At 70.9% G+C, this 26,414-nt stretch carries 21 protein-coding genes and 1 pseudogene; 11 read left to right on the forward strand and 11 right to left on the reverse strand.

From position 1 onward, the window contains the following. The 7 genes from IEY30_RS21880 to IEY30_RS10540 all read right to left on the reverse strand — a co-directional run. Window positions 1-254: hypothetical protein (locus IEY30_RS21880; RefSeq protein WP_373286695.1), on the reverse strand; the 254-nt coding region annotated here is incomplete at its 3' end. Window positions 255-257: 3 nt separating this feature from the next. Then, window positions 258-1,799: an oligosaccharide flippase family protein gene (locus IEY30_RS10515; protein ID WP_030195249.1), complete on the reverse strand. Its 1,542-nt coding sequence runs from the start codon at window positions 1,797-1,799 to the stop codon at window positions 258-260. Beyond that, window positions 1,796-3,229, reverse strand: coding sequence for an O-antigen ligase family protein (locus tag IEY30_RS10520; protein ID WP_030195251.1), 1,434 nt, complete (start codon window positions 3,227-3,229; stop codon window positions 1,796-1,798). Before IEY30_RS10520 ends, IEY30_RS10515 begins: the two co-directional genes overlap by 4 nt. A 109-nt stretch (window positions 3,230-3,338) precedes the next feature. Continuing rightward, complete coding sequence (locus IEY30_RS10525; RefSeq protein WP_156035168.1) at window positions 3,339-4,820, reverse strand: YveK family protein; 1,482 nt, start codon at window positions 4,818-4,820, stop codon at window positions 3,339-3,341. Continuing rightward, window positions 4,817-6,034, reverse strand: coding sequence for a glycosyltransferase family 4 protein (locus tag IEY30_RS10530; RefSeq protein WP_081920373.1), 1,218 nt, complete (start codon window positions 6,032-6,034; stop codon window positions 4,817-4,819). Before IEY30_RS10530 ends, IEY30_RS10525 begins: the two co-directional genes overlap by 4 nt. An 8-nt stretch (window positions 6,035-6,042) precedes the next feature. After that, window positions 6,043-7,083: an NAD-dependent epimerase/dehydratase family protein gene (locus tag IEY30_RS10535; protein WP_081920374.1), complete on the reverse strand. Its 1,041-nt coding sequence runs from the start codon at window positions 7,081-7,083 to the stop codon at window positions 6,043-6,045. 89 nt (window positions 7,084-7,172) lie between these two features. Next, a complete protein-coding gene (locus tag IEY30_RS10540) occupies window positions 7,173-7,760 on the reverse strand; it encodes a sugar transferase (RefSeq protein WP_229674945.1) in 588 nt (195 codons plus the stop codon). Window positions 7,761-8,319: 559 nt separating this feature from the next. On the opposite strand from IEY30_RS10540, the gene IEY30_RS10545 reads away from it, so the two are divergent. Continuing rightward, complete coding sequence (locus IEY30_RS10545; RefSeq protein WP_030195263.1) at window positions 8,320-9,471, forward strand: glycosyltransferase family 2 protein; 1,152 nt, start codon at window positions 8,320-8,322, stop codon at window positions 9,469-9,471. 406 nt (window positions 9,472-9,877) lie between these two features. Here the strand turns inward: IEY30_RS10545 and IEY30_RS10550 are convergent, their stop codons facing one another. The 3 genes from IEY30_RS10550 to acs form a co-directional block, all read right to left on the reverse strand. Next, entirely contained in the window at window positions 9,878-10,402 is a 525-nt protein-coding gene (locus IEY30_RS10550) for an NADPH-dependent FMN reductase (protein ID WP_052358384.1), read from the reverse strand. A 182-nt stretch (window positions 10,403-10,584) separates the two neighbouring features. Next, window positions 10,585-13,074, reverse strand: coding sequence for an RICIN domain-containing protein (locus IEY30_RS10555; RefSeq protein ID WP_030195268.1), 2,490 nt, complete (start codon window positions 13,072-13,074; stop codon window positions 10,585-10,587). A gap of 474 nt (window positions 13,075-13,548) precedes the next feature. Next, window positions 13,549-15,543 (reverse strand): acetate--CoA ligase, encoded by a 1,995-nt coding sequence (gene acs / locus IEY30_RS10560; protein ID WP_030195271.1) that lies wholly within the window; start codon window positions 15,541-15,543, stop codon window positions 13,549-13,551. Between the two features lie 280 nt (window positions 15,544-15,823). Here acs and IEY30_RS10565 point away from each other — a divergent pair, with 280 nt between their 5' ends. Next, window positions 15,824-17,491: an alkaline phosphatase D family protein gene (locus IEY30_RS10565; RefSeq protein ID WP_030195274.1), complete on the forward strand. Its 1,668-nt coding sequence runs from the start codon at window positions 15,824-15,826 to the stop codon at window positions 17,489-17,491. 172 nt (window positions 17,492-17,663) lie between these two features. Continuing rightward, on the forward strand, window positions 17,664-18,488 hold the full coding sequence (locus IEY30_RS10570; protein ID WP_081920378.1) for a lysophospholipid acyltransferase family protein: 825 nt from the start codon (window positions 17,664-17,666) through the stop codon (window positions 18,486-18,488). Here IEY30_RS10570 and trpS read toward each other — a convergent pair. Then, entirely contained in the window at window positions 18,482-19,645 is a 1,164-nt protein-coding gene (trpS, locus tag IEY30_RS10575) for a tryptophan--tRNA ligase (protein WP_030195278.1), read from the reverse strand. The genes IEY30_RS10570 and trpS overlap by 7 nt on opposite strands. A gap of 245 nt (window positions 19,646-19,890) precedes the next feature. Here trpS and IEY30_RS10580 point away from each other — a divergent pair, with 245 nt between their 5' ends. The 8 genes and pseudogenes from IEY30_RS10580 to IEY30_RS21885 form a co-directional block, all read left to right on the forward strand. Further along, window positions 19,891-20,763, forward strand: a complete 873-nt coding sequence (locus IEY30_RS10580) for a Fic family protein (protein WP_030195280.1) — start codon at window positions 19,891-19,893, stop codon at window positions 20,761-20,763. A gap of 693 nt (window positions 20,764-21,456) precedes the next feature. Beyond that, a complete protein-coding gene (locus IEY30_RS10585) occupies window positions 21,457-22,329 on the forward strand; it encodes a CpaE-like family protein (protein ID WP_156035170.1) in 873 nt (290 codons plus the stop codon). Window positions 22,330-22,385: 56 nt separating this feature from the next. Beyond that, on the forward strand, window positions 22,386-23,624 hold the full coding sequence (locus IEY30_RS10590) for a TadA family conjugal transfer-associated ATPase (RefSeq protein ID WP_229674946.1): 1,239 nt from the start codon (window positions 22,386-22,388) through the stop codon (window positions 23,622-23,624). Continuing rightward, complete coding sequence (locus IEY30_RS10595; RefSeq protein WP_052358385.1) at window positions 23,621-24,643, forward strand: type II secretion system F family protein; 1,023 nt, start codon at window positions 23,621-23,623, stop codon at window positions 24,641-24,643. Before IEY30_RS10590 ends, IEY30_RS10595 begins: the two co-directional genes overlap by 4 nt. Next, on the forward strand, window positions 24,640-25,419 hold the full coding sequence (locus IEY30_RS10600) for a type II secretion system F family protein (protein ID WP_162180989.1): 780 nt from the start codon (window positions 24,640-24,642) through the stop codon (window positions 25,417-25,419). Before IEY30_RS10595 ends, IEY30_RS10600 begins: the two co-directional genes overlap by 4 nt. 161 nt (window positions 25,420-25,580) lie before the next feature. After that, entirely contained in the window at window positions 25,581-25,796 is a 216-nt protein-coding gene (locus IEY30_RS10605; RefSeq protein WP_030195294.1) for a DUF4244 domain-containing protein, read from the forward strand. Then, window positions 25,793-26,182 carry a TadE family type IV pilus minor pilin gene (locus IEY30_RS10610; RefSeq protein ID WP_229674947.1) on the forward strand — a complete coding sequence of 130 codons (390 nt, stop codon included), beginning with the start codon at window positions 25,793-25,795 and terminating at the stop codon, window positions 26,180-26,182. The genes IEY30_RS10605 and IEY30_RS10610 overlap by 4 nt, the downstream gene beginning before the upstream one ends. A gap of 50 nt (window positions 26,183-26,232) precedes the next feature. After that, window positions 26,233-26,414 (forward strand): annotated as a pseudogene (locus IEY30_RS21885) (hypothetical protein); the annotation flags it as partial.

The following is a 26,414-nucleotide window of genomic DNA, read 5'->3' on the forward strand; positions in this document are numbered from 1 at the left end:
GTGGCGGTGAGGGCCTTCTGGTAGGCGGGGGTGCGGGCGTCGATGGTCGGCGACGACCCGATGGGGGTGTTCCAGGGTGAGGCGGGGTACGGTCGCGTGTCGGTGCAGCGGGCCGGCCCGGCCGAGGCCGGCGAGGACGCCGCCCCCGTCGAGCGCTCCGGACCAGATCCGCTCTGGCACGCGCTCAGCGTAGGAACCACGGCCACCGCCAGTCCCCCGAGGAGGACCAGCAGCCGCACGGCAGGTCGGGGCACGCGTCACCGCGCCTGGAGCAGGACCCGCAGCAGACGCAGTCGTCCGGCCTCCGGGAAGACGTCGAGGACACGCAGGTCGCGCCTGCTGCTCCAGAGCAGGGCCATGGAAGCGGCTGCGACGATGGCCACGTCGGCGGCCAGGGACGGCTCGAACAGCAGGTTGGGCGTTGCGACGACCGTCCCCAAAGCGAGGATGCGCAGCAGGCCCCGGCACAGTCGCCGGTCAATCGGCCACACTCCCAGGTCGTGGCGCACGACGAGGCACCTGACGATCGTCAGCAGCGTGATGGCCGCGGTCGTGCCGATCGCCGCGCCGAGCGGGCCGAGGCGCTCGACGAGCAGGATGTTGCCGGCGACGTTCACCACGGTCACGACGACGCTGGCCACGGCCAGGTTGCGCAGCACGCCGTGCGCCTTGAGGGTCAGCCCACTCAGGCCGAAGACGGCCAGCAGGTACTGCCCGACTGCCATGGTGCACAGCACGGGTCCGGCAGCGGCATATCTCTCGCCGAACAACGTCTCCGTCACCGTGGACGCACACCCGATCGTGAGCGCGGCCACGGGGAAGGTGAACACGGCGATCCACACGGAGCAGGTGGCATACAGCTCCTGTGCCCGCCCCGGGGCGCCGCTCGCGAAGAGGCGGGACGCTGCAGGGAGGAACACGGGGATGAGGGCGTAGAAGATGACGAGGTTGCCGCTGGCGAGTGGCTGCGTGGCCTGGAGCACAGCCACGCCGGCCGCACCGGAGATCCAGCCGACGATGATGGCGTCCGAGGCGAACAGGACGATCGCGAGCAGGTCGGCGACGACCGCGGTTCCGGTGAAGCGGAGCAGCTCTCCCGCCGGCAGGACCGGCCGGAGACCACGCGCGATGACGCCGTGCTGCCGCAGCAGACGCCACACCTGCGGGGCGTAGACGAGCAGGCCCACTCCGGCCGCGACGACGTAGCCGACCCCGAGCACGATCACCGAGGCGTCCATGGCGAGCATGACCATCACGACACCGATCCGGAGCACCGGCGTGATGACGTAGCGGCGCCAGAAGATGGCGTCCGGACGACCATGAACGGCGAAGAGCGTGCTGCTCAGCGTGTCCAGCGCCTGGAGGGGCGCCAGCAAGACCATGACGGCAAGGAGCTCGGCACTCGTGCGGTCGTGGATGACGGTCCCGGCCAGCTGGTCACGCCCGAGAACGACGACAACCACGGTGACTCCGGAGATGACCAGCACCACCGCGATGTAGAACAGCAAGGCGCCGGCCAGCCGGTCGTGTTGTCCCCTCTCGTCGTAGATCGCCGTGAAGCGCGACATCGTCTGTTCCATGCCGAGGGAGACGAAGATGGTGAGGAAGGTCGTCACCGAGATGCAGTACGCGAAGGCGCCGAACGCCTCCTGCGACAGGTGGCGCACGACGAGCACCTGCACGACGATCCCCGCGGCTATCGCGAGCAGTCGGCCGACGAGCAGCAGCGAGGAACCCCGGATCGCAGTGGTGGTCGATGCGGTCGTCGGTGAAGCCGTCCCCGTGTCGGCGTCCCTCATGGCCGGTCCAGCGTGAGGCGTCGGAGGTCCCTCGGAGTCCGCTTCGCACGCACGTCTCCCACCGGCTCCTCGCCCGTGCTTCTCGCCAGCCCGATGACCGCAGTCGACAGGGCCAGGTAGAGCCAGAGGTAGCGGGCATAGGCAAGGTGCAGCAGGGCACTGCAGGCGAGGTAGAGGCACAGCGACACGAGAGCGGCCGTTGCGACGCCACGGAGCTGCACGTGACGTCGTGCGTGGACCAGACCGACGACGATCACGCCCACGAGCAGGGCGAAGGCGGCCAGGCCGAGCAGCCCCACGTCGGCAGCCAGGCCGAGGACGATGTTGTGGGCGTTGCGGGAGCCCTCGCCGCTGTGAACGCTCCCACCAGCGAGGCCACTGTAGCGCTGGAAGTAGAGCGGGAACTGTCCCGGGCCGACACCCAGCAGCGGGTGTCCCGTGAACACGTCCCACGCCGCCTGCACCTCCGAGAGCCGTCCGGCAGCCGACGCCTCCTCTCCGGCCCCGCCGTCCACGACGGCGCCGAGGGTCGACAGGCGACCGGCAAGACTCGGGACGGTCGCCAGTGCGATCGCTCCCGCGACGCCCAGGTAGGCCAAGGTGCGGCGCGGGAGCACGCCGAGGACCGACAGCATGACGAGCACCCCGACGGCTGCCATGAACGCCCCCCGTGAGTAGGACACGACCACCGAATAGGCGATCAGGGCCCCTGCCCCCATCCAGACCAGACGCCACAAGCGGTTCCGTGCCGTCACGACGAGGTATGCCGCCCACGGAGTGAGCGCGGTCATCACCATCGCGAAGAAGTTGGGCTCACCGATCATCCCGGCCGCACGGAAGCTGCCCCCGACCAGCTCGTCGGCGAGCACCGAGGACGAGGACGACGTGATGTCGTAGGGCGCCGAGACCTGAGCCAGCCCGTAGAAGGTGTTGTAGAAGTCGCCTCGGTGCTGCTGCCACGCCACGAAGAACCCAACCACCGCCCCGGCCGCGACGACGGCCTGGACGCAGCGTCGCAACGTCGTCACCGACCGGATGCTGTTGGTCAGGGCGAAGAAGAACACCACACCCTCCAGCAGCCACTGCACGAGGGTCGGAAAGCTGTCGCCGGGACGGTAGGACAGCACGGTCGACAGGACGGCGACCAGAACGAAGAGGCACATGGCCGTCATCGGCCAACCCCAGATCACCGGTGCCCTGTTGACGACGATCTGGTGGAAGGCGGGCAGCAGGAGGAGCAGGTAGGGCAACGTCGGCAGGACCGACGGGCCTCCTGCCGTCGCCGCCAGCACCCCGACGTTGAGGAAGAGCAGGCCCGCCGCCGCCGCGGTCACCCAGTGGGGACCCGTCAGCGCGAGCGCCAGCACGAGCAGCGCCACCGACATGAGCACGAACGCGAGCGCGACGTCCGCGGCGGGGGCAGCGGTCACGGTCGGCCACCCCCTCTGGAAGCCTCGAGAAGCCGCGGCGCCACGGGGCTCGCCGGCAGCCACCCCGTGGCAGCCAGCCGGCGCGGCTGGGTCAGGCCTCTCAGCAGGTTCACGGGCTGGTGATCCTCTCGGGCGGAGTCAGCAGCCTGCGGATGATCCTCTCGTCGCGGACGAGCACCACTCCGAGCAGACGGCCGCCACGTCGGGTGATCGCGTCCATCGAGTCGGCCAGATCGACCTCGAGCGCCGGGTCGTCGTACTCAGCGAGGAGGATGACAGCATCGGTGGAGCTGAGCCACCAGGGCCCCGCCAGGGCGGAGACCAGCGACGGCAGGGCGAGGACGAGCAGCTCGTCCCCCCGGGTGTCCGTCATCCCGAGCAGGCGTTCGGCGAGCCGGCTCTCGTCCTGAGGGCTGGCGACCTGGACGACCGACACATGGGGTCGGGTGAGGCGCACAGCGTGGATGCTGTCAGCGGGGTCGACGAGAGTGGCTCGACGCGCCGGCGTCGCGAACGCGGTTGCGAGGTTCAGTGCGACGTCGGCGGTCACGCGGCCACCTCTGGTGCCGACGATGCAGATGGAGCCGAGAGGTGTTGCGGGCGAACGGATCTCGATCCTGGCGGCGATCTCCGCGTACTCCCTCGTCAGGCGACGCGGAGCGACGGACGCCGGCGAGGCGTGCATCCCGCGAGGGCGACGGGCCACGCCGACGCTGCCCAGGTAGTGGTCGGGCGAGAGTCCGCGCCGCGCCCTCGCACAGTGGCGCTCACGTCGAGCGACCCAGAAGCACAACAGGGTGAAGACGAGTCCACCGGCAGCGACGGCAGCAAGCATCGCTACAGCTGCCTTCGGGCTGTCGACGGGACGGTCCGGCAGAGGTGCCGGCTGGATCAGGGTGAGTGCTCCGCTCGCGCGTCGCGTGTTCTCCTGCGCCTGGACGTCCGCCGTCGGGTCCGGTACAGCGGACGTGGCCGGTGCCTGGTCCTGCAGCCGCAGCACCTCGTCGACCATGAGGCTGGTCAGCTGCCGCGCCGACGCTGCGTCGGGCCAGGTCGTGCGGATGCTGAGAATGCGAGCCTTGTCGTTGAAGGTCACCTCGATGGCCTCGAGCAGCTGCTCATGGGTCGCTGCCGGGAAGCCGGCCTGCCGGAGGCGGCGCAGCACTGCTTCGGACCCGAGCGCGTCCGCGTACGTCTGCCCGAGCGAGGCGGACGCGCGCAGCGAGTCGGTGGACCCGCTGAGCTGCCCGACGAGGATCTGTGCCTCGGACTCGTAGGTCGGACCGATCGAGCCGAGCCCCGCAACCGTGGCCGCTGCGGCGGTGAGGCTCGCGACGAGGACGAGCCACCAGAAGCGGCCGAGAGTCCACACCACGAGACGCCCCGACATGCCGACATCACGACGGGCGCTCGGGCGTGGCGCATTCTCGCCGTGCTGGGGGCTGAGGCCGCGACCGGGCAGTGACAGGTAGGAGTCCGGGGCGAACTCTCCACCCTGACCCCCGTCGTAGAGGTGGGACTGGTGCCCGGACGGGTCGAGAGGAGCGCGCCGGGGTCCGACCGGAAGGTGCTCGGGCTGTCTGCTCGTCATGGTGAGCTCACCACTCCCTCTGAGGTTCCCTCGTGTCTTGCTTCGGAGGCCGTCAGCCTGGCCCTGAGCGGGGCGAGACCATAGGCGGTGATGGTGTCGGCGATCATCGACTCGACGTGGAACCGGCGGTGCTGCACGGCCGCGGCCCGAGCCGCCACTCCCTGCCCCAACTCGGGACGGAGTGCCAGCGTCAACAGCTCGCCTGCGAGGATCGACGCCCCGTCGGGCTGGGTCTCGACCCGTGGCGGGAGCAGCACCGCTGCGCTGGGACCGAAGGCCTCGGGGATGGCACCGACCGACGTGCTGACGACCGGTGTCCCGGCGGCGGCCGCCTCGAGCAGCACGTACGGAAGCCCCTCGGTCAGGGACGTGATGGTGAGGGCGTCGCTGGACGCGAGGAGCTCGGCGACGTCATCCCGTCTGCCGAGGAACCGGACGAGGTCCGGAGGGCCGGCGTGCTGACGAGCGAGCTGCTCCAGGGCCTGCCGCTCCGGACCGTCCCCGACGACGACGAGCCGGGCCCGGGGCAGGCGCTCGTGCAGGAGCGCGACTGCCCGCACGGCCATTCCGACGTTCTTGACCGTGACGAGGCGGCCGACGGACAGCACGACGAAGTCTCCGTCGCCGACGCCGATGTCCCGACGCAGGGCACGGCGCTGAACCATGGAGCCGCTCCTGCGGGGAGCGATCCCGCTCCAGACCACGTGGACGTCGGAACGTCCGGCGCCCAGGCGCTCGAGGTCGGACCGCACGCTCGTGGTCACGGCCACCAGCCCCCATCCGGCCCGGATCGATCGACGCAGGACCATCTCGTGCACGGACACACCGAGGAGCCGCCGTTCGGAGAGGTCGTACTCACTGTGGACGGTCGCGACCCGGCGTTTGCCTGGACGGTGAGGGCCCCCCGCGAGGTGGACGGCGAGCTGCGACTGGGCGTTGTGCGCGTCCACCACCCAGTTGGGCCTGCTCAGGAGCAGCTTCCTGAGCGCGGGGACGAGCCGGGGATCCCACTTCGACCGTGCCACCCCGGAAGCCGGCACGCCGGCGCCGGCCAGCGCATCGGCCAGTGGACTCCCGGTGAGGCAGACGACCGTGACCGGAACGCCCGCCTGCGCCAGTCCTCGGGCGGTGTCGACCACTCGCGTCTCCGCCCCGCCGCTGTGCCGGGCCAGGTCGACGAGCAGCGCTCCACTCCGTGGCGGGTCGGTCGGCACGGCCGGCTTCAGACCGCGGGCTCGGCGAGGGCCGCCACGGGGGCGGTGCGCAGGGGACGCACGGGCTCGGACATCCAGCCGTCCAGACGTGGAGTGCTGAGGCCCAGCTCGCTGGCACGCCAGAGGACCTGCTGCAGGACGCCGTCGAACAGGCGGGTCGTCGGCCGCCAGCCCAGCGCCTCGCGTGCCAGGCGGTTGTCCCCACCCGTGCGCAGGACGTCTCCCGGCATGGCCGGAGACAGGTCCACCGGGATGTCCTCGCCCACGATGCCGTGCACGTATTCGAGGACGTCGATCATCGTCGCGGGCTCACCGCCGCACACGTTGAGGACCAGACCGGGCGGAAGGTCCGGTGTGCGCCCGGCGAGGATGACCGCGCGCACGATGTCGTCGACGTAGGTGAAGTCACGCACGGCTCCGCGAGCAGCGAAGAGGTTGAAGGTGTTTCCCTTGAGCGCCGCGTCGATCATCTGCGCGATGGCCATCTCGGGACGCTGGCTGGGTCCGTAGACGGTGAAGAACCGGAGGGAGACGGTCGAGACGCCGTAGTTCCTGGCGTAGAGCACCGCGAGGTGCTCGCCCGCCAGCTTGGTCACCCCGTAAGGGCTGAACGGCGCGGGGCGATCCGTCTCGCGGCACGGGTAGCGCTCGGCGTTGCCGTACACGGAGGAGCTCGACGCATACACCACCCTCACGTCGCCGTGCTCCCGAGCCGCCTCGAGGACGCATTGGGTGGCGAGCACGTTCTCGGTGACGTACTCGTCGAAGCCCGTCGACCAGCTCGTCCGGACCCCCGGCTGTCCTGCGAGGTGGAAGACGACCGTCGCGTCACCGTACAGCGAGACGAGGTCCGCGGTCGCGAGGTCGTCATGGACCAGGGTGAACCGGGGGTTCATCTGCAGGTCGGCGATGTTGCGCCACTTCCGCTGTGGCCAGTAGTACGGGGTGAACTTGTCGATGCCGACGACCTCGACGTCCTCTGCCAGGAGCGCCCGGCACAGGGTGCTGCCGATGAAACCGGCTGCACCGGTGACGACTGCCTTGAACATGGTTTCTCCTGTCGTGTTGAGCGTGGTCGCGGGTGCCGAGCCGGGAGCGACGTGCCGAGCGACCGGTCGAGGCGGCACGTCACGCGTGGTCACGCGCCCTTCCGCATCACCAGCTGCGGGACGGTGCGGAGCAGGATCTCCATGTCGAGGCGCCAGCAGGCCCGCTCGAGGTAGGCCAGGTCCAGATGGACGCGCTGGACGAATGACGGGTGCGCTCGGCCGGACACCTGCCAGACGCCGGTCAGCCCGGCCGGCCCCCGGAAGCGCTCGAGCTGCCATGGCTCGTAGGCCTCCGGGCGAAGGCTGGTGGGACGAGGCCCCACGAGTGACATGTCCCCACGGATGACGTTGAACAGCTGGGGCAGCTCGTCGAGGCTGGTGCACCGGAGCAAGCGTCCGAGTGCAGTGACCCGTGGGTCGGGATCCGCCTTGAAGTCGGGCCAGGTGCGCAGGTTCAGGTGCTGGAGCTCGGCTTTCAGCTCCTCGGCGTTCGGCACCATGGTCCGGAACTTGAGGATGACGAACCGGCGCAGGTCCCGTCCGGTGCGGTGCTGGCGGAAGAGCACGGAACCGCCGGGGCTCGTGAGCATGATGCCCGCAGCGACAGCGAGGACCAGCGGGAACCACAGCGGTGCCAGGACGAGCACCACGACGATGTCCGTGGCGCGCTTGCACACCAGGTACCTGCGGGCGGCTCCTGGCCGGCGCACCGGATACCGGGCCAGCCAGCGGCAGAGATCAGGAGCAGCGGTTTCCACCACCCGGACCGCCTCAGGGGGCGCGGACGGTCCGAGGGTGGAAACGGTGACCACGGGACTGAGGAGCAGTGGCGCCGCAGCCATTCTGGGCCGCCGGTGGCGGCCACGCGGTGAGCGCCTGCCCCTCGTCGACAATGCGGGTGCGAGAGCCATGGCTACCTCCTCTGATCCCGTGATGAGAGAAGGGTCGCGCCGGCAGAGCGCAGGCAAACCCGACGCTTGCCGTAGATGCGCTACGTCAAATGATGTAGAGCATCTGCCGGTCTCCCCGGAGATCAGGTGAATGCATGGCGTTCGGCGTGGACATCCCCGAAATGCATTGATGGAGTTGCGGATTCGGGTCCTGTGGCTGATCTTCCGGGGTTACAGTGCGCCCGTGATGCAGGCAACGAGATCCGGACCGGCTGGCCGACGCGCACTCGTCGAACCCCGTACACCTGACGCAGGCCGCTTCTCGGCGGTCTGCGCGTGGACGGGGGTGGCGCTCACCGCCTACACCTATGTCGGCTACCCGGCTCTGGCCGCGCTGCTCGCGCGGCGACAGCAGGCGGGGACTGCAGCCGACGACGACCTACCGTCGGTGTCCGTCGTCGTGTCCGCCCTCGACGAGCGGGACGTCATCGGGAGGCGGCTCGACAATCTGCGCGAGCTGGACTACCCGGAGGACCTGCTCGAGGTCGTCGTGGTGACCGACGGGTCGAGCGACGGAACCGACGTCGAGGCGAGACGGCACGCGTGGCCCGGTGTGGTGGTGCTGCACGACCCACGTCGCCGCGGCAAGGCGGCCGCCATGGGGCGAGGCGTCGCCTGCGCCACCCACGAGGTCGTGGTCTTCTCCGACGCCAACAACTCGTACGCGCCCGATGCCCTGCGCGAGGTCGTCAGGCCCCTGGCGGACCCGCGAGTGGGTGCGGTGACCGGTGCGAAGGCCGTCGACGGAGGCGAGTCGACGTTGTCCGGGGGCGAGAAGCTCTACTGGAGGTACGAGTCCTTCATCAAGCGACAGGAGTCTCTGCTCGGTTGCTGCACCGGCGTCGTCGGCGAGCTGCTCGCGGTCCGACGGGACCTCGTGCCGGAGTTCCCGAAGGACCTCGTCAACGACGACTTCTTCATCGCGATGCACGTCGCACGCTCGGGCCGCCGGGTGGCGTATGCGCCCGCCGCGATGTCGTGGGAGCCCGCGGCGATCTCGATGTCGGATGACGTCGTCCGCCGCCGGCGCATGACTGCCGGACGCTGGCAGTCGTTGGTCCGCTGGCGGTCCGTCCTCCCGGTCGGGCAGCCTCTCGTCATCTGGCAGGTGGTCTCGCACAAGTACCTGCGGTTGCTGCTGCCCTTCTCGATGGGTACCGCGCTGGTGGCCGGCTGGGCGGCCGTCGCTCGTTCCAGCGGGGACCGGCGCACTCTGCGTGGACTGACGCTGGCCCAGACCGCCTTCTACGGCTTGGCCGCGGTCGGGGGCGCCGTCCCGGTGTCAGCGGGACCGATCAGGTCGGCGGCGCTCGGCGCGCGCTACCTGACGCGCACCAACCTGGCCTCGGCCGAGGGCCTCGTCGCCTACCTGCGGGGTCGGAGGTCGCTGCACTTGTGGGCGCGCGTGCCGCGCAGCCAAGACACGTCCGGACCGTGAGGAGATCCGCTCGGCCGGTGGCGGAACGCTACCCGGCAGGCAGGGGGGAAGACGCCGCAGACCCGGCACGCGCGTCGACGCCCGTGATCGGCGGTGTCGAGCGACGACCGCTGCAGATCGTGACGGTGTCCTCGGAGCTCGAAGGCGTAGCCCTTGTAGGTGTCGGACGACCCACCGGGCAGCTTTCAGGCCGACCCGGTGAAGGTGAGCGGTGCCGCCGAGGCCGCGACCGTCGGGACCGGTGCGGCGATGAGCACGCGGCCATCGTCCAGGCGGCGCCCGTGACGACCGTGCACAGGCTCGGGCTGTGTTACGGCCTACCCGAGGTCGGGAGGGCGGCATACGCCATCGGAGGACGACGGGGGCCGCTCCGGAGGGGGCCCTCGGGGAGTGAGGAGTGCTGGGGTCAGGCGGTGGCGCCGACGGGCTCGTCGACCTTGGCGGCCAGGGCGTCGAGCAGCGCGCTGAGCTCGGCCCGGCGCTCGTCGGTGACGTCGAGCTCGCCGGCGGGGGAGACGTCCTGGGTGAAGACGAGGCCGGTCGCGCCGACGACGTCGGCCTTGACGTGCTGGAGGACCTTCGTCAGATCGGCGGTGGCGTCGCTCGCGGCGCTCCACCCGTAGCCGACGAGCGCGATGGGCTTGGCGTCCCACTCGGCGAAGAGGTAGTCGATGGCGTTCTTGATGGGGGCTGGGAAGCTGCGGTTGTACTGCGGCGTGACGACGACGATCGCGTCGGACTCGAGGACCTTGGAGGCCCAGTCCTTGGTGTGCGGCTTGGCGTAGTTGCCGTTGCGCGGCATGTCCTCCTCGTCGAAGAACGGCAGCGAGGACAGGTCGAGCAGCTCCACCTCCCACTCGGAGGCGGGAGCCTGCGAGGCCACCCACGCCGCGACCTTGGGGCCGATGCGGCCGGGGCGGGTGCTGGACACGACGATACGTAGTTGCTTCACACTTCAACCAACTATCACGACCGGGTGACCATTCCCCAAACGGGCATGTGCCGCGTGCTCCCTCGGCCCGGCACTGGCCCCCGCGCCTGTCTGCGGCGCCTCCGGGACGCAGACCGCCCGCCCCACCGCGAGGGTGGGGCGGGCGGTCCGCGTGCTCGGTGCTACTTGATGAAGAACTTCTGGGCGTTGCTCTTGTTGCCGGTGTACGTCCAGACGTTCGTCCCGTTCGTCGTCTTGGCCCCGGCGACGTCCAGGTACAGACCGCTGAGCTTGGAGACGAGGTAGTAGCTGCCGTCTCCGTCTCCGGTCGGTCGGATGGACCACTGCTGTGCTGCGGTGGTGTTGCTCTGCCACTGCCACACGTTGGTGCCCGGGGTCTTCGCCCCCCTGGCGACATCGACCGCCCTGCCCGACGTCGTGCCGGTCAGGACCTGGTAGACGTCGCTGTAGAGGTGGCGCAGCGTGTACCGCTGTCCGCGGGTGCCGAGGGAGTCCCAGATGCGGATGTTGGCGCCATTGGCCGTGCTGGACCCGGCCACCTCCAGGACCTTGTTGCTGTTGAGCTTGGAGGCGATGGTGTAGGCACGGTTCTCCACGAGCGCGGAGGAGAAGCCGAACTTCTGCGCCGCCGACCCGTTGCCCTCCCACACCTGCATGCTCGTGCCGGACGTCGTGCTGGCCCCGGCGGGCTGCAGGACATAGGCGGCCTCGGATCCACCGAGTGGCGAGGCCACGGTGAAGTTGACCCCGTCATAGGTCCCGATGGCCCACTGCTGTGCCCGACTTCCGTTGGCCGGGTACTGCCAGACCTTGGTCCCGTTGGCGGCCACGGCGCCGGCGAGGTCAAGCACCTGGCCGGAGTTGACGTTGGTGATCGTGTAGTACGAGTCGGTCCCTCGCTTGACCGTGAACTTCTGAGCCTCGCTGGTGTTCGGTGCGTAGAGCTGCACCTTCGCCCCCTTGAGCGTGGAGGCGGCCGCCACATCGACGTTGAGCCTGCCGTTGGCGATGGTGTAGACGCCGTCCGCCAGTCGCGTCCTCTGGAGGAAGGCCGCGTTGCCGATGATCTTCGTCATGCCGGCGTGGCGCTGCGTGAGATAGGTGCGCAGCGTGGCGATGTCACCCGCGGGGGTGGGGGACACCACGACCCGCGAGCCGTTGTCCGTCCACCGCAGCTTGTTGAGTGCCGCGGAGTCCGCGACCTCGGAAGCGTAGGTCGAGAGGGCACCGTCACCGGCGAGGATCGAGCTGACCTCGGGCGTCACCATGTCCCGGTAGGCCTTCTGGACTGCCGACCGGAAGTCGGAGTGGGCCATGAGGGCCTTGATCCACTGGGGCTTGGCCCGACCGAAGCTCGCCACGTGCATGGCGGCCGGGTCGGCGGCGCCCGTCTGGGCCCCCAGGGTGCGGTCACAGTCCCACACCGGTCCGGCGACCAGCTTGCCGCCGTTGTTCAGGTACATGAAGGTGCTGGACTTGAACGCATCGTCGTTGGCGATGAGCTCCTGCAAGGCGTAGTAGTTGGCGAACGAGGGCACGTCGATGTAGCTGGTGTACGTGCTCCCGTCGCTGTAGATGGCATTCTCCAGCTTCTGCATGTACTGCGCTACGAATGAGACCTCGTCCGGGTGCGCCACTTCGGGGGATTTGACCGTGAATCCCGTGCCACGTTTCGTGACGAAATAGGACTTTTCCTCTCGGGCACGGGAGACGAAGTCCATCTCCAGCAGGTAGCCGCCCTTCGTGTAGTCCGGTGCCACATTCGGGAAGTTCACGTACTGCGCCTCGCTGAGGCCGGCGAAACGCGAGTCGGTGAGGCTGGCTTTCGTGGGCGCGATCGTCCCGAGGTCGAGGCCCGGGTTCGCGCTGCTGTTGGCCTTGTCGAGGTCGGTGATGTCAACGCGGGTCGGGCCCACCTGCACCTTCTCGGCCAGCAGGTACGAGCCGCGGAAGTTGCCGTCGATGAAGAGGTCGATCATCCGACCCTTGATCGAGTAGTCGTTCAACCCCTCCCGCTTGAGCAGAGCGCCCTCGAGGTTGTAGCTGAGCTCGTTGCGCACCAGCGAGGCGTCGAGGTAGTTCGCGAGGAGGACCCAGGTCTTGGCGGCACCGGCGCCGCTCGCGAGCTCCGTGTTCTTGTCGAGCTTGATCTGGTACGGCTTCTTCGGATAGATCCACGTGGAGTTCCCGCGGCCCTTCATCTCCTTGAGGATGCCGTTGTACGTCGGCGCGACAGACGCGTCCGGACCCACGAGCGCCATCGCGCCCCCGACGTCCGCGTTGTCCTGGGTCGTCTCGATCCAGGGGAGGCCGTTCACCGTCTTGATGAACATGGACGGCACCTTGCTCGACTGGAACGAGTGCACCGTGGTGGCACTGTCAGTGAAGGTCAGGTCCTTGCCGCCGCCTGCGACCGGCGCCACCGTGTAGTCGGCGGACGTGAAGGCCTTGGTGCTGCCGTCTCCCAGCTTGAGCCAACCGCTCAGGGCGGCTGGGTTGGCAGACGCGGGAAGGTAGAGCTTGTGGTCAGGCGTGATGGTCACGTCGTCGACGTCGCTCGAGGAGTCGGGAGCAGCGTTGAGGACGACTGAGGCACTGACATTGTTGAACGTGATCTCGGTGATGGTGTTGTCCGCCGCCGAGGCCGCCACTGGGCCTGCTGCCCAGGCTGTGATAGCTAGGAGTACTGCAGGCACCAAACGCGTGGGTTTTGTCGCTTTTTCCATTTCTTTCCCCTTTGTTCCACCCTCATGGTTCTGCGCGAAAGTGGGCGCACCGGGGGATTTGCGACATGAGGGGAATCGCCCTGTCTGCGCTTATGCAATCGCTTTGCACATCAAGGTAGCGACGCTGCTCGATTGTGGAGGAGAAATGGTTGTGAAGGGGGTCTCATCACATACGAAAAGGCACTTCGAATACTATTTATCATATTAAGTCAGTTATTTAAACATTGTCCTGAAGTCGCAAAAGATGCCATATGTCTGTAGATGGCGGTGTGCAGGCACCCGGGCTCAGGGCCAGGCGCTGTCGTGGGCTCGCCACGCACACCGCCCGCCTCCCCACGAGGGGAAGCGGGCGGCATACGTGCTCGGGCGGTCGGGGACCGCTCGTGGAAGGTCAGGCGGTCAGCTGCTCGACATCCCCGTCTTGATGAGGTCCATGACCGAGCTGTCGGCGAGGGTCGTCACGTCGCCGACCTCGCGGCCCTCGGCCACGTCGCGGAGCAGGCGGCGCATGATCTTGCCGGAGCGGGTCTTGGGCAGCTCGCTGACGATCATGATCGAGCGCGGCTTCGCGATCGGGCCGATCTCCTTGGCCACGTGGTTGCGCAGCTCCTTGACGAGGTCGCCGCCCTCACCCGGCTCGTCGGCCTCCTCGACGAACTCCTGGCGCAGGATGACGAACGCGCACACGGCCTGACCGGTCGTCTCGTCGTTGGCGCCGACGACCGCGGCCTCGGCGACCTTCGGGTGCGACACGAGCGCCGACTCGATCTCGGCCGTCGACAGGCGGTGGCCCGAGACGTTCATGACGTCATCGACGCGGCCGAGCAGCCAGATGTTGCCGTCGGCGTCGTACTTCGCGCCGTCGCCGGCGAAGTAGTACTTCTCGCCGAACCGCGACCAGTACGTCTCCTTGTAGCGCTCCGGGTCGCCCCAGATGCCACGCAGCATCGCCGGCCAGGGCTTCGTCAGCACGAGGTAGCCGACCTGCTCGGGCGTCGTGAACGGCTTGCCCTCGTCGTCGAGGATCTCGGCGCTGATGCCGGGGATCGGCTTCTGCGCCGAGCCGGGCTCGAGCGTCGTGACGCCGGGCAGCGGGCTGATCATGATGGCACCGGTCTCGGTCTGCCACCACGTGTCGACGATCGGGGCGCGGCCGCCGCCGATGTGCTTGTGGTACCAGAGCCACGCCTCGGGGTTGATCGGCTCGCCGACCGAACCGAGCAGGCGCAGCGAGCTCATGTCGAACTTCGCCGGGATGTCGGCGCCCCACTTCATGAAGGTGCGCACGGCGGTCGGGGCGGTGTAGAGGATCGTGACCTTGTAGTCCTGCACGATCTCCCACCAGCGGCCCTGGTGGGGGGTGTCGGGCGTGCCCTCGTACATCACCTGCGTGACGCCGTTCGTCAGCGGCCCGTAGACGATGTAGGAGTGCCCGGTGACCCAGCCGATGTCGGCGGTGCACCAGTAGACGTCGGTGTCGCGGTGGACGTCGTGCACGACGGCGTTGGTGTAGGCCGCCTGCGTCAGGTAGCCGCCGGTCGTGTGGAAGATGCCCTTCGGCTTACCGGTCGTGCCCGACGTGTAGAGGATGAAGAGCGGGTGCTCGGCCTCGAACGCCTGCGCCTCGTGGGTCGGGGCGGCCTTCTCGAGGGCCTCGTGCCACCAGACGTCGCGGTCGTTCCACACGGTGTCCTGGCCGGTGCGCTTGACGACGAGGACGTGCTCGACCGACGTGTCGCCGTGGTCGAGCGCCGCGTCGACGGCGGGCTTGAGCGCCGAGGGTGCGCCGCGGCGGTAGCCGCCGTCCGAGGTGATGACGACCTTGGCCTCGGCGTCGTTGATGCGCGAGTGCAATGCCTCGGCGGAGAAGCCGCCGAAGACGACCGAGTGCGGGGCGCCGAGACGGGCGCACGCGAGCATCGCGACGGCGGCCTCGGGGATCATCGGCAGGTAGATCGCGACGGTGTCGCCCTTGCTGACGCCGAGGTCGGCGAGGGCGTTGGCGGCGCGCTGCACCTCGGCGTGCAGGTCGGCGTAGGTGATGTCGCGGGTGTCGCCCTCGGGCTCGCCGACGAAGTGGATCGCGACCTTGTCGCCGCGGCCGGCCTCGACGTGGCGGTCCACGGCGTTGACGCACGCGTTGAGCTCGCCGTCGGCGAACCACTTCGCGAAGGGCGGGTTGCTCCAGTCGAGCGACTGCGTGAAGGGCGTGCTCCACGTCAGGTAGGTGCGGGCCTGCTCGGCCCAGAAGCCCTCGTGGTCGGCGGCTGCCTTCTCGTAGAGGTCGGCCGAGCCGTTCGCCTGCGCGGCGAACTCGGGCGGCGGTGGGAAGGTCTGTCCCTCTTTGACGAGGTTCTCGAGCGGCTCTTCGCTCACGGTGTCACCCTTTCGCATCGACGATGGTGCGGTCGCGCCGCCCGCGCACGTGTCGGCGGGGGGACGTGGTTGATGCACAACTCAAACGCAGGCTAGTTCGCGCATCAAGGGTCGAGTGAGGCGGGTCTCATCGCTACCGACGAGTAGCCCGCCGAGCGGTCCGAGTCCGAGGACGAGCGGTAGCGGCGCCGGAGCGCCCGGGCCGGCCGGACGGCATACGCCCTCTCACCCCAACGCTTCACCTGAGGTTCTCCGCCAAGTGGGCCGGGCTGCGCGCGAAGTCGCAAATGTGGACGACATGGACACGACTCACCAGCTGCCCTCTCGCCGAACCCTGATCCGCGGTGGCCTCGCCACCGGTACCGTCGCCCTCGCCGGCGCCGGCCTCGTCGTCGACAGCCGCCCGAGCGCGGCCGCCGTCATCCCCGCCGCCGACCCGTTCACCCTCGGTGTCGCGAGCGGCGACCCCGAGCCCGACGGCTTCGTCATCTGGACGCGCCTCGCCCTCGACCCGCTCGCCGCCGACGGACTGGGTGGTATGCCGTCCGCGACCTACCAGCTGAACTGGCAGGTCGCGTCGGACGACCGTTTCGCCGACGTCGTCAAGGCGGGTTCCGTTGCGGCGCAGCCCGGTTGGGCACACTCGGTGCACGTCGAGGTCGGCGGACTGCGACCCGGCCGTGAGTACTTCTACCGCTTCCGCCTCGGCAAGCACCTCTCACCCGCGGGGCGCGCGGTCACGGCGCCGAGTGCGACCGAGATGCCCTCGGCGCTCGCCATGGCCTTCGTCTCGTGCTCCAACCTCCCGGCCGGCTACTTCACCGCCTACGGTCGCCTCGCCGAGGAGCGGCCCGACCTGATCCTGCACCTGGGCGACTACCAGTACGAGGGCGGCGGCAACGGCGTCGGCCGCAACCATGCCGGCCCCGAGACGAAGACTCTCGCCGGCTACCGCCAGCGCTACGCGCAGTACAAGAGCGACCCCGACCTGCAGGCCGCGCACGCCGCGGCGCCGTGGCTCGCGGTCTGGGACGACCACGAGGTCGACAACAACTACGCCGGCGACATCCCGGAGAAGGTCGCGGAGACCCCGACGTTCCTCCCCCGGCGGGCCGCGGCCTACCGCGCCTACTACGAGAACATGCCGCTGCGCCGCTCGTCGGAGCCTGACGGCCCGAACCTCGACCTCTACCGCCGGGTGCGGTGGGGGCGCCTCGCGAACTTCCACATGCTCGACACCCGGCAGTACCGCTCCGACCAGGCGTGCGGCGACGGCTACAAGGACTGCCCCGCCGCCGACGACCCCACGCGCTCGCTCCCGGGCATGGAGCAGGAGCGGTGGCTCCTCGACGGCTTCCGGGCCTCGACCGCGCGGTGGGACCTGCTCGGCCAGCAGGTCTTCTTCGGCCAGAGGGACAACAACCCCACCGCGGCGACGACCGTCTCGATGGACGCCTGGGACGGCTACCGCGCCTCGCGCCAGCGGGTCACCCAGGGCTGGGTCGATGCGGGCGTGCGCAACCCCGTCGTGCTGACCGGCGACGTGCACGCGCACTGGGCCTCGGACCTCTGCCTCGACTACTCCGCTCCCGGTGAGGTCGTCGGCTCCGAGCTCATCACCAGCTCGATCACCTCGGGCGGCAACGGCTACGACAGCCCGACCGGCCAGCACCCGTGGGCGGCGTGGAACCCGAACCTGCGCTTCTGGACCAACCTGCGCGGCTACGTCTCGACGACGATCACGGCCTCGGAGCTGACGGCGCGGTTCCGGTGCGTCCCGGTGGTGACGACCCCCGGCGCCGAAGCCTTCACGCGCGCCGAGTTCGTCATCGACGACCGCGTGCGCGGCCTGCGCCAGACGGTCGACAACCCGCTGCCGACGACGCCCTCGCTGCGGCGCTCCACCCCGACGGACGAGCAGATCGTCGCCGACACGATCCGCGAGGAGGCCCACGGCTCCGACTGACCCAGACCCCAGACCTCAGATCCCTCGAGTGGCCTCGCCGTCCCACCTGCCACAGGCGGACCGCCGCACCAGACCCCCGGTGTCTGAGACGGCTGGGACGGCGGGGCCACTCGAGTGCAGGGTGCGGGTGTGTCGGCCCATCCGGGCGGGGCCGGCGTGACGAAGATGGGGTGTGACCGACCGGACCTACCGCCTCGGCGTCCGTGCCGCCCGTGGCGTCTTCGCCGGGCTCGGGCTGCGCCTCGACGTGCGCGGCGCCGAGCACCTGCCGACCCACGGGGGAGCGGTGCTCGCCGGCAACCACGTCGGCTTCCTCGACTTCCTCTTCGTCGGGCTCGTCGGCCGCGAGCGGGGCCGCTTCGTGCGCTTCCTCGCCAAGCAGGGCGTCTTCCACCCACCCGTCGTCGGCCCGGCGATGCGAGCCATGGGCCACGTCCCCGTCGACCGGGCGCACGGTGAGGTCGCGCTGCGCCAGGCGGTCGCCCGGGCGAGCGCGGGCGAGGTCGTCGGTGTCTTCCCCGAGGCGACGATCTCGCACTCGTGGGAGCTGCGACCGTTCCGACCCGGCGCCGCGGCGGTCGCGGCGTGGTGCGACGTGCCCCTCGTGCCGGTGGCGGTCTGGGGCAGCCAGCGCATCCTCACGGTGGGCGGCCGCTTCAGCCTGCGCCGGGGGACCGCCGTCACGATCCTCGTCGGCGAGCCGTTGCGGCCCGGTCCGGACGCCGACCCGTATGCCGTGACCGAGCAGCTCAGAGCGCGGCTCGAGACCCTCCTGGACGAGGCGATCGAGACCCATCCCGACCGTCCCCGCGACGACGCCGACCGCTGGTGGCTGCCGGCGTCCCGGGGTGGCACGGCGCCGGGGCGTGAGGAGGGCCTGCGGCTCGACGAGGAGGGCATGCGCAAGGCGGACCTCGCAGCCGAGGCGCGGATCAGTCGCTCCCGCAAGCGTTCTCGTGCCCGCCGACCCTCCCTCGCGGACCGGTCGGCTCAGTAGCTCATCCCCATCACCGCCCGCACCGTCGCGAGGGTCCGGTCGGCCACCTCGCCGGCGCGCGCGTTGCCCTCGTGCAGCACCGAGGTGACGTAGGCCGGGTCCCGGGCGAGGTCGGCCCGCCGCGCCCGGTGCTCCGCCAGGGTCTCGTTGACCGCCTCGGTGACCACGCGCTTGAGGCCTTGGGCACCGCCGTCGCCGATGCGGTCCGCGACCGACTCCGGCGACTCGTCCAGCAGCAGCCCGGCGATGGTGAGCAGGTTCGCGACGGCGGGACGGCCACTGGGGTCGAAGGTGATCCGCCGCTCGGAGTCGGTGCGCGCGGCCCGGATGCGGGCAGCCGTCTCGTCGGCCGTGTCGCGCAGGTTGATGACGTTGCCCTTGCTCTTGCTCATCTTCGTGCCGTCCGTCCCGAGCAGCAGGGGAACCTCGCTCAGCAGGGCCTCGGGCTCGGGGAACACGCTCTGCCCCGCGGCATACCTCGTGTTGAAGCGTCGGGCGATGGCGCGGGTCAGCTCGAGGTGCGGCAGCTGGTCGCGGCCGACCGGCACGATCCGGCTGTGGCAGAAGAGGATGTCGGCCGCCTGATGCACCGGATAGGTCAGCAGCAGGCCCGACAGCGGCCGGCCGCCCGAGAGCGCGAGCTCGTCCTTGACCGTCGGGTTGCGCCGCAGCTCCGCATCGGTGACGAGCGACAGGAAGGGCAGCATCAGCTGGTTGAGGGCCGGGACGGCGCTGTGGGTGAAGATCGTCGTCCGGGCCGGGTCGAGACCTGCGGCGAGATAGTCGAGCACGAGGCCGTGCACGTTCGCGCCGATCTCGCCGACCGAGTCGCGATCCGTGATCACCTGGTAGTCGGCGATGACGACGAACGTCTCGACTCCCTTGTCCTGCAAGCGGACCCGGTTGCGCAGGCTGGCGAGGTAGTGCCCGATGTGCAGCGGTCCAGTCGGTCGGTCGCCGGTCAGCATCCGGAAGCGCGTCGGGTCCTCGCTCGCGTGCTCGTCGATGAGCGCGTCGAGCACCGCGCTGCGGTCGCGCGACACGGCATACGTGGCGCTCTCGTCTGCGTCCCCGGCCTCGGCGGACCCGGGCGTTCGGGACGGGACGGTCGGGGCGGACGTGTCGGTGGTCGTGATGGTGGTCGTGATGGTGGACATGGTCTCTCTCTCCTGTGGTGGGGCCCACGGGAGAGACCTGGTGCCGCGTCCCGTCGTCAGGACACACGCAAAGGAGCCGCCCGTGGGCGGCTCCGTATCTCGGGTTGGTTCGACGGGCCGCCTCAGCTGGGCAGCCACCACGCGCGGGTCGGTGCGACGGTCGAACTCATGTCAGTGAGGGTACTCACGCCCTCCACGGCTGTCGATCCGTCGTCGGCGCTCGCGGACGCTCCTACGCTGGGCCGGTGCCCGATGCGACCCCCGCCCAGACCGCCCTCCTCGACCAGCTCGCCGCCCTCACCGAGCTGCCCGACGTGCGCGAGCGCGCCGAAGCCGCCCGCGAGGCCTGCACGCAGCTGCGGTTCCACGAGGCGCTGCGTCGGCGCATCCCCGAGGCCGCCGCCGAGTCGCGGGTCCGGGGCGCACAGGCCAGCGCGGCCCTCGACGGCGCTGAGTTCCCCGTCGACGTGGTCCGCGAGCTGATGAGCGGCGCCCGCGACTGGCCCGAGGACCTCGACCCCGGGCTGCGCACGCTCAAGGGAGCCGTGGCAGCGACCGCCGAGAGCGAGCGCGTCGTCGCCCTCGTGCGCACCGCGCCGCTCCAGGCCTTGGCCCGGCTCCACGTGGCTGCCGCCTCGCCCGTCGTCAGCGGCGACGCCCTCGGACGCCCCAGGATCGGCGACGAGGACTGCACCGAGCTCGTCGACCTCGGGCCTGCTCCCGCGCCCACTGTCGTCGCCGCCCGCCTCGGCGCCCTGTCCGACGTCATCGTCGCCGCCGCCGGCAGCAACCGGGTCCCGGCCGCCGTCGTCGCGGCCCTCGTCCACGCCGAGATCGCGGCCGTCCGCCCCTTCGTCCATGGCAACGGACTCGTCGCGCGAGCCATGGAGCGGGCGCTCGTCCAGGCACTGGGGCTCGACCCCACCGGCGTCGCCGTCCCGGAAGCCGGCCACGTCGGCAACGGCGGGCCGGCCTACCTCGGTGCGCTCACGGCATACGCGAGCGGTGGCGCCGCAGGCGTCGGTCTGTGGCTCTCCCAGGCGGGCCAGGCGATGGTGCAGGGGGCCGCCGAGGGTGGACGGATCAGCGACGCCGTGCGGGCGGGGCGCCTCACCTGAGCCCTGCCGGGTGTCGGATGCGCCGATTCGTGCGGGATGTCCACGGGGGTGGACAGTTTCTTGGTCGGCGGGGCAGGTGGGGGGTGTCGCCACGCCGACGGTCTGGAGTAGAACGGAGTCAGGAACCACATCGCCGAGAGGCGTAGATCCGGATCCACGTAGGACAGAAGTCTCGAGAAGAGGCCGAGTACCCACGCGAAGCAGTTCACTTTGAACAGTCCACCCCCGGGCGCACAACCGGGGCGACACTTCGAGAATGCACGCCTGGTAGCCCGGAACTTCTCTGGAGGCCCCCCGACCGACGGTCGGGGGGCCTCCGCCCTATATGCGAAAATCTCCCGTCGCGCGGCCCGATCTGAACGAATTTCCCGTGTCGTGACATAGCGCGAGAAATCACCGCGTGTCGGGACATCTCGGTTTGCAATCCGGGGTCCGAAGGCCCAACATTGTTGGTGGTGCTCCCCTCAGGGGTCGAGCACCAACGCGATCTGGCTCCTCCCCCCCGGCGCCAGTCTCGTGAGGTGGCCTTCGTCTTCCCCCGGACGAGGGCCACCACTCTTTTCCGGGCTGTTTCGTGCTCCTTCGTTGCGTGCGGGGCGGGGGTTGTCCACACCTCCTCGGCGGCGAGGCCGTCTGTCCACCGCTGGTCGTATGCCGGTGGGCGTGGCCTCGCGGGTCGGCGACGGTGGGCGCATGGGAAACGTCATCGCCTTCGTGCCCGCCTCCGGTGGGGTCGGGTCCTCGACCCTGGCCGCCGCGGTCGCCGTCCGTGCGTGCGCCGCAGGCCGCAGCGTCGTGGCCGTCGACCTCGACCCGCTCGCCGGGTGCCTGGACGTCGTGTTCGGACTGGAGCAGGAGCTGGGCTGGCGCTGGCCCGAGCTCGCCGACGTGTCGGGCGTCGTCCACGGCCTGGGCCTCGCCGACGAGCTGCCCGTGTCGTGCGGCGTGCCGGTGCTCTCGGGCAGGCGCAACGGGGGCTGGGGGCTGTCTGCGGGCCTACCTATGGGCGCTGCGGGCGCTGCGGTCGTCGGAGGGGACGCGGGCCACGGGGGTTACGGGGTCGACGAAGTCGATGGGCGCGGCGGCGTCGACGGGTGGCTCGAGACGCTGCCGGACGTCGTGGCCGGGCTCGCCGACGCGCATGCCCTGACGGTGCTCGACCTGCCGCGCGACCCGGCCGTGCTCGACGCCGTCGCGCTCCTCGTCGACGCGGTCGTGGTGGTGGTCGGCACGCAGGTGCCCCAGCTCGCGGCCGCGTCGGCGGTGGTGTCCGGCGTGCGCGGTCTGCTGCACCGCCTGCGCGACGCGGGGCGGCCGTGGGAGGCCGAGCCGTTGCTCCCGATCGAGCCGTGGGTCGTGCTCCGTGGCCGTCGCATCGAGGCCGACCTCGAGGACCTCGTCATGGACGAGCTCGACGTCCCGCTCGTGGCCACGGTCGGGGACGACCGGCGCGTCGTCGCGGACGTGGCCGAGGGGCTGCCGCCCGGCGTGCACGGACGCGGTGACGTGGTGCGTGCGGCGGACGAGCTGCTCCTGCGGCTCACCGACCAGGCGGTCGCCGCATGAGCGCCGACCCGGTTTCCGCTGACAGACGGTCGTCCAGTGGCTCCCTGAGCCCAGCCGTGTGGCAGCGCGTCCGGGCCGGCGTCGGCCCCGACGGCACCGCCGTCGGCGCCGTGGCCGAGCAGGAGCAAGGCGCCCTCGGCGCTCGCCGCGTGGCCGAGACACGATCAGCCCTGGCGTCGAGAGTGCTCGGCGCCGGACCTCTCGATCCTTGGCTCGCCGAGCCGGGAGTCACCGACGTCGCCGTCAACGGCGACGGCCGCATCTGGGTCGACCGCGGCCTCGGCATGGAGCCGGTGGGCGAGCGTCTGGACCCCGACGACGCCCGCGGACTGGCGGTCCGGCTGGCCGGTATCGCCGGTCGCCGCCTCGACGAGGCGAGTCCCTGGGTCGACGGGCAGCTCCCGTCCGGCGCTCGCCTGCACGCGATGCTGCCACCCCTCGTCGACGGCGGTCCCCACATCACCATCCGCGTGCCACCGAGCGAGCCGGTGAGCCTGTCGGAGCTGTGCGCCCGGGACATGGTTCCGCCCGAGTGGGAGCCCGTCCTCCGGGCACTGGTCGCGCGGCGGCTCGCGTTCGTCGTCTCCGGCGGCACGGGTGCGGGCAAGACGACGCTCCTCGCCGCGCTGCTCGGCTGCATCGACCCCGTCGAACGGCTGCTCGTCGTCGAGGACGTCCGCGAGCTGAGCGTCGACCACCCGCACCTCGTCCGGCTCGAGGCCCGACCGGCCAACGTCGAGGGGGCCGGCGAGGTCACCCTGACGACGCTCGTGCGGCAGGCCCTGCGCATGCGTCCCGACCGCATCGTCGTGGGCGAGGTCCGTGGCGCCGAGGTGCGAGAGCTGCTGGCTGCCCTCAACACGGGTCACGAAGGAGGGTGCGGCACGGTGCACGCCAACGCCCCTGCCGACGTGGTGGCCCGTTTCGAGGCGCTTGGGGCGCTGGCCGGACTGACGCCCGAGGCCGTCCGGTCACAGCTGGCCGCGGCGATCGACGTCGTCGTCCACGTCACCCGCGACCACGGGCTGCGACGCGTCGCCTCGGTGGCGGCGCTGTTCCGTCGCGACGGCGATCCGTGCATCGTGCCGGCCCTCGAGTGGGACGGGCCCGGTCACCCACCTCGGTCCGGCGCCGGTTGGCCCGCGCTCGCAGCACGGCTCGGGTTGGACGCGCAGCCCTGTGAGTCGGAGGGACCTGCGTCGGAGTCGACTCCGAGGACGTCGGCGCTGGGTGGCCCCGGCAGCCCGGACTCGTCGCCGATGGAGCCGGTCCGGTCGGCACGGAGCGCGTCGTGAACGTCGGCGCCGCCGGCGTGCTGTCCGCGGTGCTCCTCGGTCTTGCCGTCGTGCTGTGGCCGGGACGGGCGTCGACACGGTCTTCCGTCGCCGGACTCGGGGCGGAGGATGTCCTGGCGCCGTGCGCTTCAGCCGGCCACGGAGCAAGGCGTGGGGCGGGCGCCGACACCGGCGGCGCCTCCGACGACGCGGCCTCGAGCCTCTGGCAGCAGGACCCCGTCGACCTCTACCGCCAGTGGCGACTGCGCCGACGACCCGGAGACCTCGTCGACGACGTCCTCGACCTGCTGCGAGGCATTGGCCCTGCGCTCGGTGCTGGTCTGACTCCGACGCGTGCCATCGAGCTGGCGGCGACCTCGACCCTCGGCGCCGACCGTGTGCGCGCCGCTCGGGAGTCGAGGCACCGGCGCTCCCGACGCAGCGACCGGACCTCGTCTCGCAGAGGCTCGTGGCGACCGTCACGCAGGGCGGCCGCCGGCTCGATGCCGCACGGGCCCTCGCGTTCCACGCCGGTTCTCGACGACGTCGACACGACGTACGAGGCACTGCCCGCGGGCGGGGCTTGGGTCGGCTCCGCACCACGTGCCGACATCGACCGGCTCGTCGGCGCCCTCCTCGACGCGAGCGACCGAGCGGAACCGATCTCGCCGATCTGGGCGGCGTGGGCCGAGCGCAGCGCGTCGGCGGAGCTCAGTCTCGTGGCTGCGGCCTGGCGTCTCTCCGAGACCACCGGTGCGCCACTGGCCTCGGCGGTCGACCGCGCGGTCCGCGGCCTGCTCGACGCGAGAGCCCGCCGCGGCAAGGTCGCCGTTGCCGTTGCGGGACCTCGCGCGACGGTCACCGTGCTCACCCTGCTCCCGCTCACCGGTCCCTTGTTCGGGCTGGCCTGCGGCATCGACCCGGTCGCGCTCTACCTCGGCTCACCGATCGCGACCTTCTGCGCCGCGCTCGGCCTCGCCCTCGTGTGGGTGGGTCGGGTCTGGTGCACCCGCATGGTCCGGCGGGCGGTGCGACCGTGAGCCTCACCGAGCTGCCCGAACTGACCGTCGTCACCGGGACGACCAGCCTGACCGATGTGACCTGGCTGGCCCAGTCGCTGCACGGACCGGTGGCTCCCGGCCTCGTGGCCGCGGCTCTTGCGGCTGCAGCGGTCCTCGTCCTGCTCGGAGGCCGCCCTGACGCTGACCCGTCGGACCGGCAGCGGCCCGACACCGGGCTCGACCGCGCGGACGTGGCGGGCGGCGCGGCAGGGGCGGGCGGCGCGGCAGGGGCGGGTGAGGGGACCGCGCCCTCCGAGCAGTCCCCGCGACCCAGAGGACTGCGCCGGCTGGGTCGCCGTCGAGGCACGGACCACGACGATGCGGACGACGCTCAGGTGTCGTCGGCCCTGGCGCTGCTGGCCTTGGCCTACCGCTCGGGCCTGCCCACGTGGGACGTCCTCGAGGCAGTCGCTGCGGGTCTCACCGGGCGGGCGTCGACCGACCTGCGCCAGGTCGCGACGGCCCTGCGCTGGGGAGCCGCAGAACCGGAAGCCTGGGCATCGGTCGGGCGGGTGTGGGCGCCTGCCGCGCGTGCCGTCGCCATCGCCCACCAGGCCGGCGTGCCGCCCGGGGCGATGCTGCTCGCCGCGTCCGACGACCTGCGCGCCGCCGAGCTCGAGCGACTAGAGGTGTCCGCAGCCAAGGTCGGCGTGCGACTCGTCGCGCCCCTCGGCCTCGTGCTCCTGCCGGCGTTCTGCCTCACGACGGTCGCGCCCCTCGTCATCGCCCTGGCCGGTGACCTGCTCACCGGCTGAACCGGCGTCGCGACCCGCGAACCCGCAGAGCCGCTGCCCACCTGGCCCGCCGGCCCGGCGCACCTCGACCGCAAAGCCGGGCCGCCGATCTCGTCATACCTCGACTCGCGAGGCCCACAGCGTCCCGGGCACCACGGCCCGGACAGGAGAAGGAGAAGCCCATGACCGACCGACTGAGCCACAGACTGACCCGACAGCTCACGCGACTGACGACCTCGATCCCGCGCAGAGACCGGGGGATGACCACCGCGGAGTACGCGGTGGGCATCATGGCCGCCTGCACCTTCGCCCTCGTCCTGCTCGGGGTCGTCAAGTCCGATGCGGTGCGCAGCGCCCTGGCCGGCATCGTCCAGAGCGCGCTGGGGATCGCGGGGTGAGGTCACGACGGGCTCGGTCCTCACCCGGCGCCGAGCGCGGGATGGTGACGGCGGAGCTCGCCGTCGCCATCCCGTCCGTCGTGCTCGTCCTGGCGCTCTGCCTCGTGGCAGCCAAGGCGGGAGTCGACCAGATCCGGTGCGTCGACGCCGCGCGAGTGGCGAGCCGGGCCGCTGCGCGCGGGGACGATCCGGCCCGGGTGCGGGCGCTCGCATCCGCGTCGGCACCGGCCGGCGCGAACGTCCGGGTCGAGGGTGCGGCAACCGCAGGCGGTGACGCGGGTGGGGGAGTGCGGGTCACCGTCTCGGTACGCACCGGCGGATGGGGTGCCCTGCCCGGCTGGGAGCTGAGTGCCTCAGCAGTGACCCCGGTGGAGTTGGCCCCGTGAGGCGGCCTGCTCGGGCCCCGCGACTGCCGGCACAGGCCAGCCCCACGACGATGTCCGGCGCAGAGCTCCGCCCGGAGCTCCGCCCGGAGTTCAGCCCGGAGTTCAGGCCGGAGTCCGGCGCGGATGTCAGCCCGGAGTCCGGCGCGGATGTCAGCCCGGAGTCCGGCGCGGATGTCAGCCCGGAGTCCGGCGCGGATATCAGCCTGAAGTCCGGCGCGGAGCGCGGCGCGGA

The organism is Terrabacter tumescens, assembly GCF_014646815.1.
GTDB lineage: Bacteria > Actinomycetota > Actinomycetes > Actinomycetales > Dermatophilaceae > Terrabacter > Terrabacter tumescens.

Bases quoted from the DNA above. Each gene is read 5' to 3' on its own strand.
- IEY30_RS10515 (WP_030195249.1), bottom strand. From the start codon at position 1,799: ATGAGGGACGCCGACACGGGGACGGCTTCACCGACGACCGCATCGACC.
- IEY30_RS10525 (WP_156035168.1), bottom strand. From the start codon at position 4,820: ATGACGAGCAGACAGCCCGAGCACCTTCCGGTCGGACCCCGGCGCGCT.
- IEY30_RS10535 (WP_081920374.1), bottom strand. From the start codon at position 7,083: ATGTTCAAGGCAGTCGTCACCGGTGCAGCCGGTTTCATCGGCAGCACC.
- acs (WP_030195271.1), bottom strand. From the start codon at position 15,543: ATGCGAAAGGGTGACACCGTGAGCGAAGAGCCGCTCGAGAACCTCGTC.
- IEY30_RS10565 (WP_030195274.1), top strand. From the start codon at position 15,824: ATGGACACGACTCACCAGCTGCCCTCTCGCCGAACCCTGATCCGCGGT.
- trpS (WP_030195278.1), bottom strand. From the start codon at position 19,645: ATGTCCACCATCACGACCACCATCACGACCACCGACACGTCCGCCCCG.
- IEY30_RS10585 (WP_156035170.1), top strand. From the start codon at position 21,457: ATGGGAAACGTCATCGCCTTCGTGCCCGCCTCCGGTGGGGTCGGGTCC.
- IEY30_RS10605 (WP_030195294.1), top strand. From the start codon at position 25,581: ATGACCGACCGACTGAGCCACAGACTGACCCGACAGCTCACGCGACTG.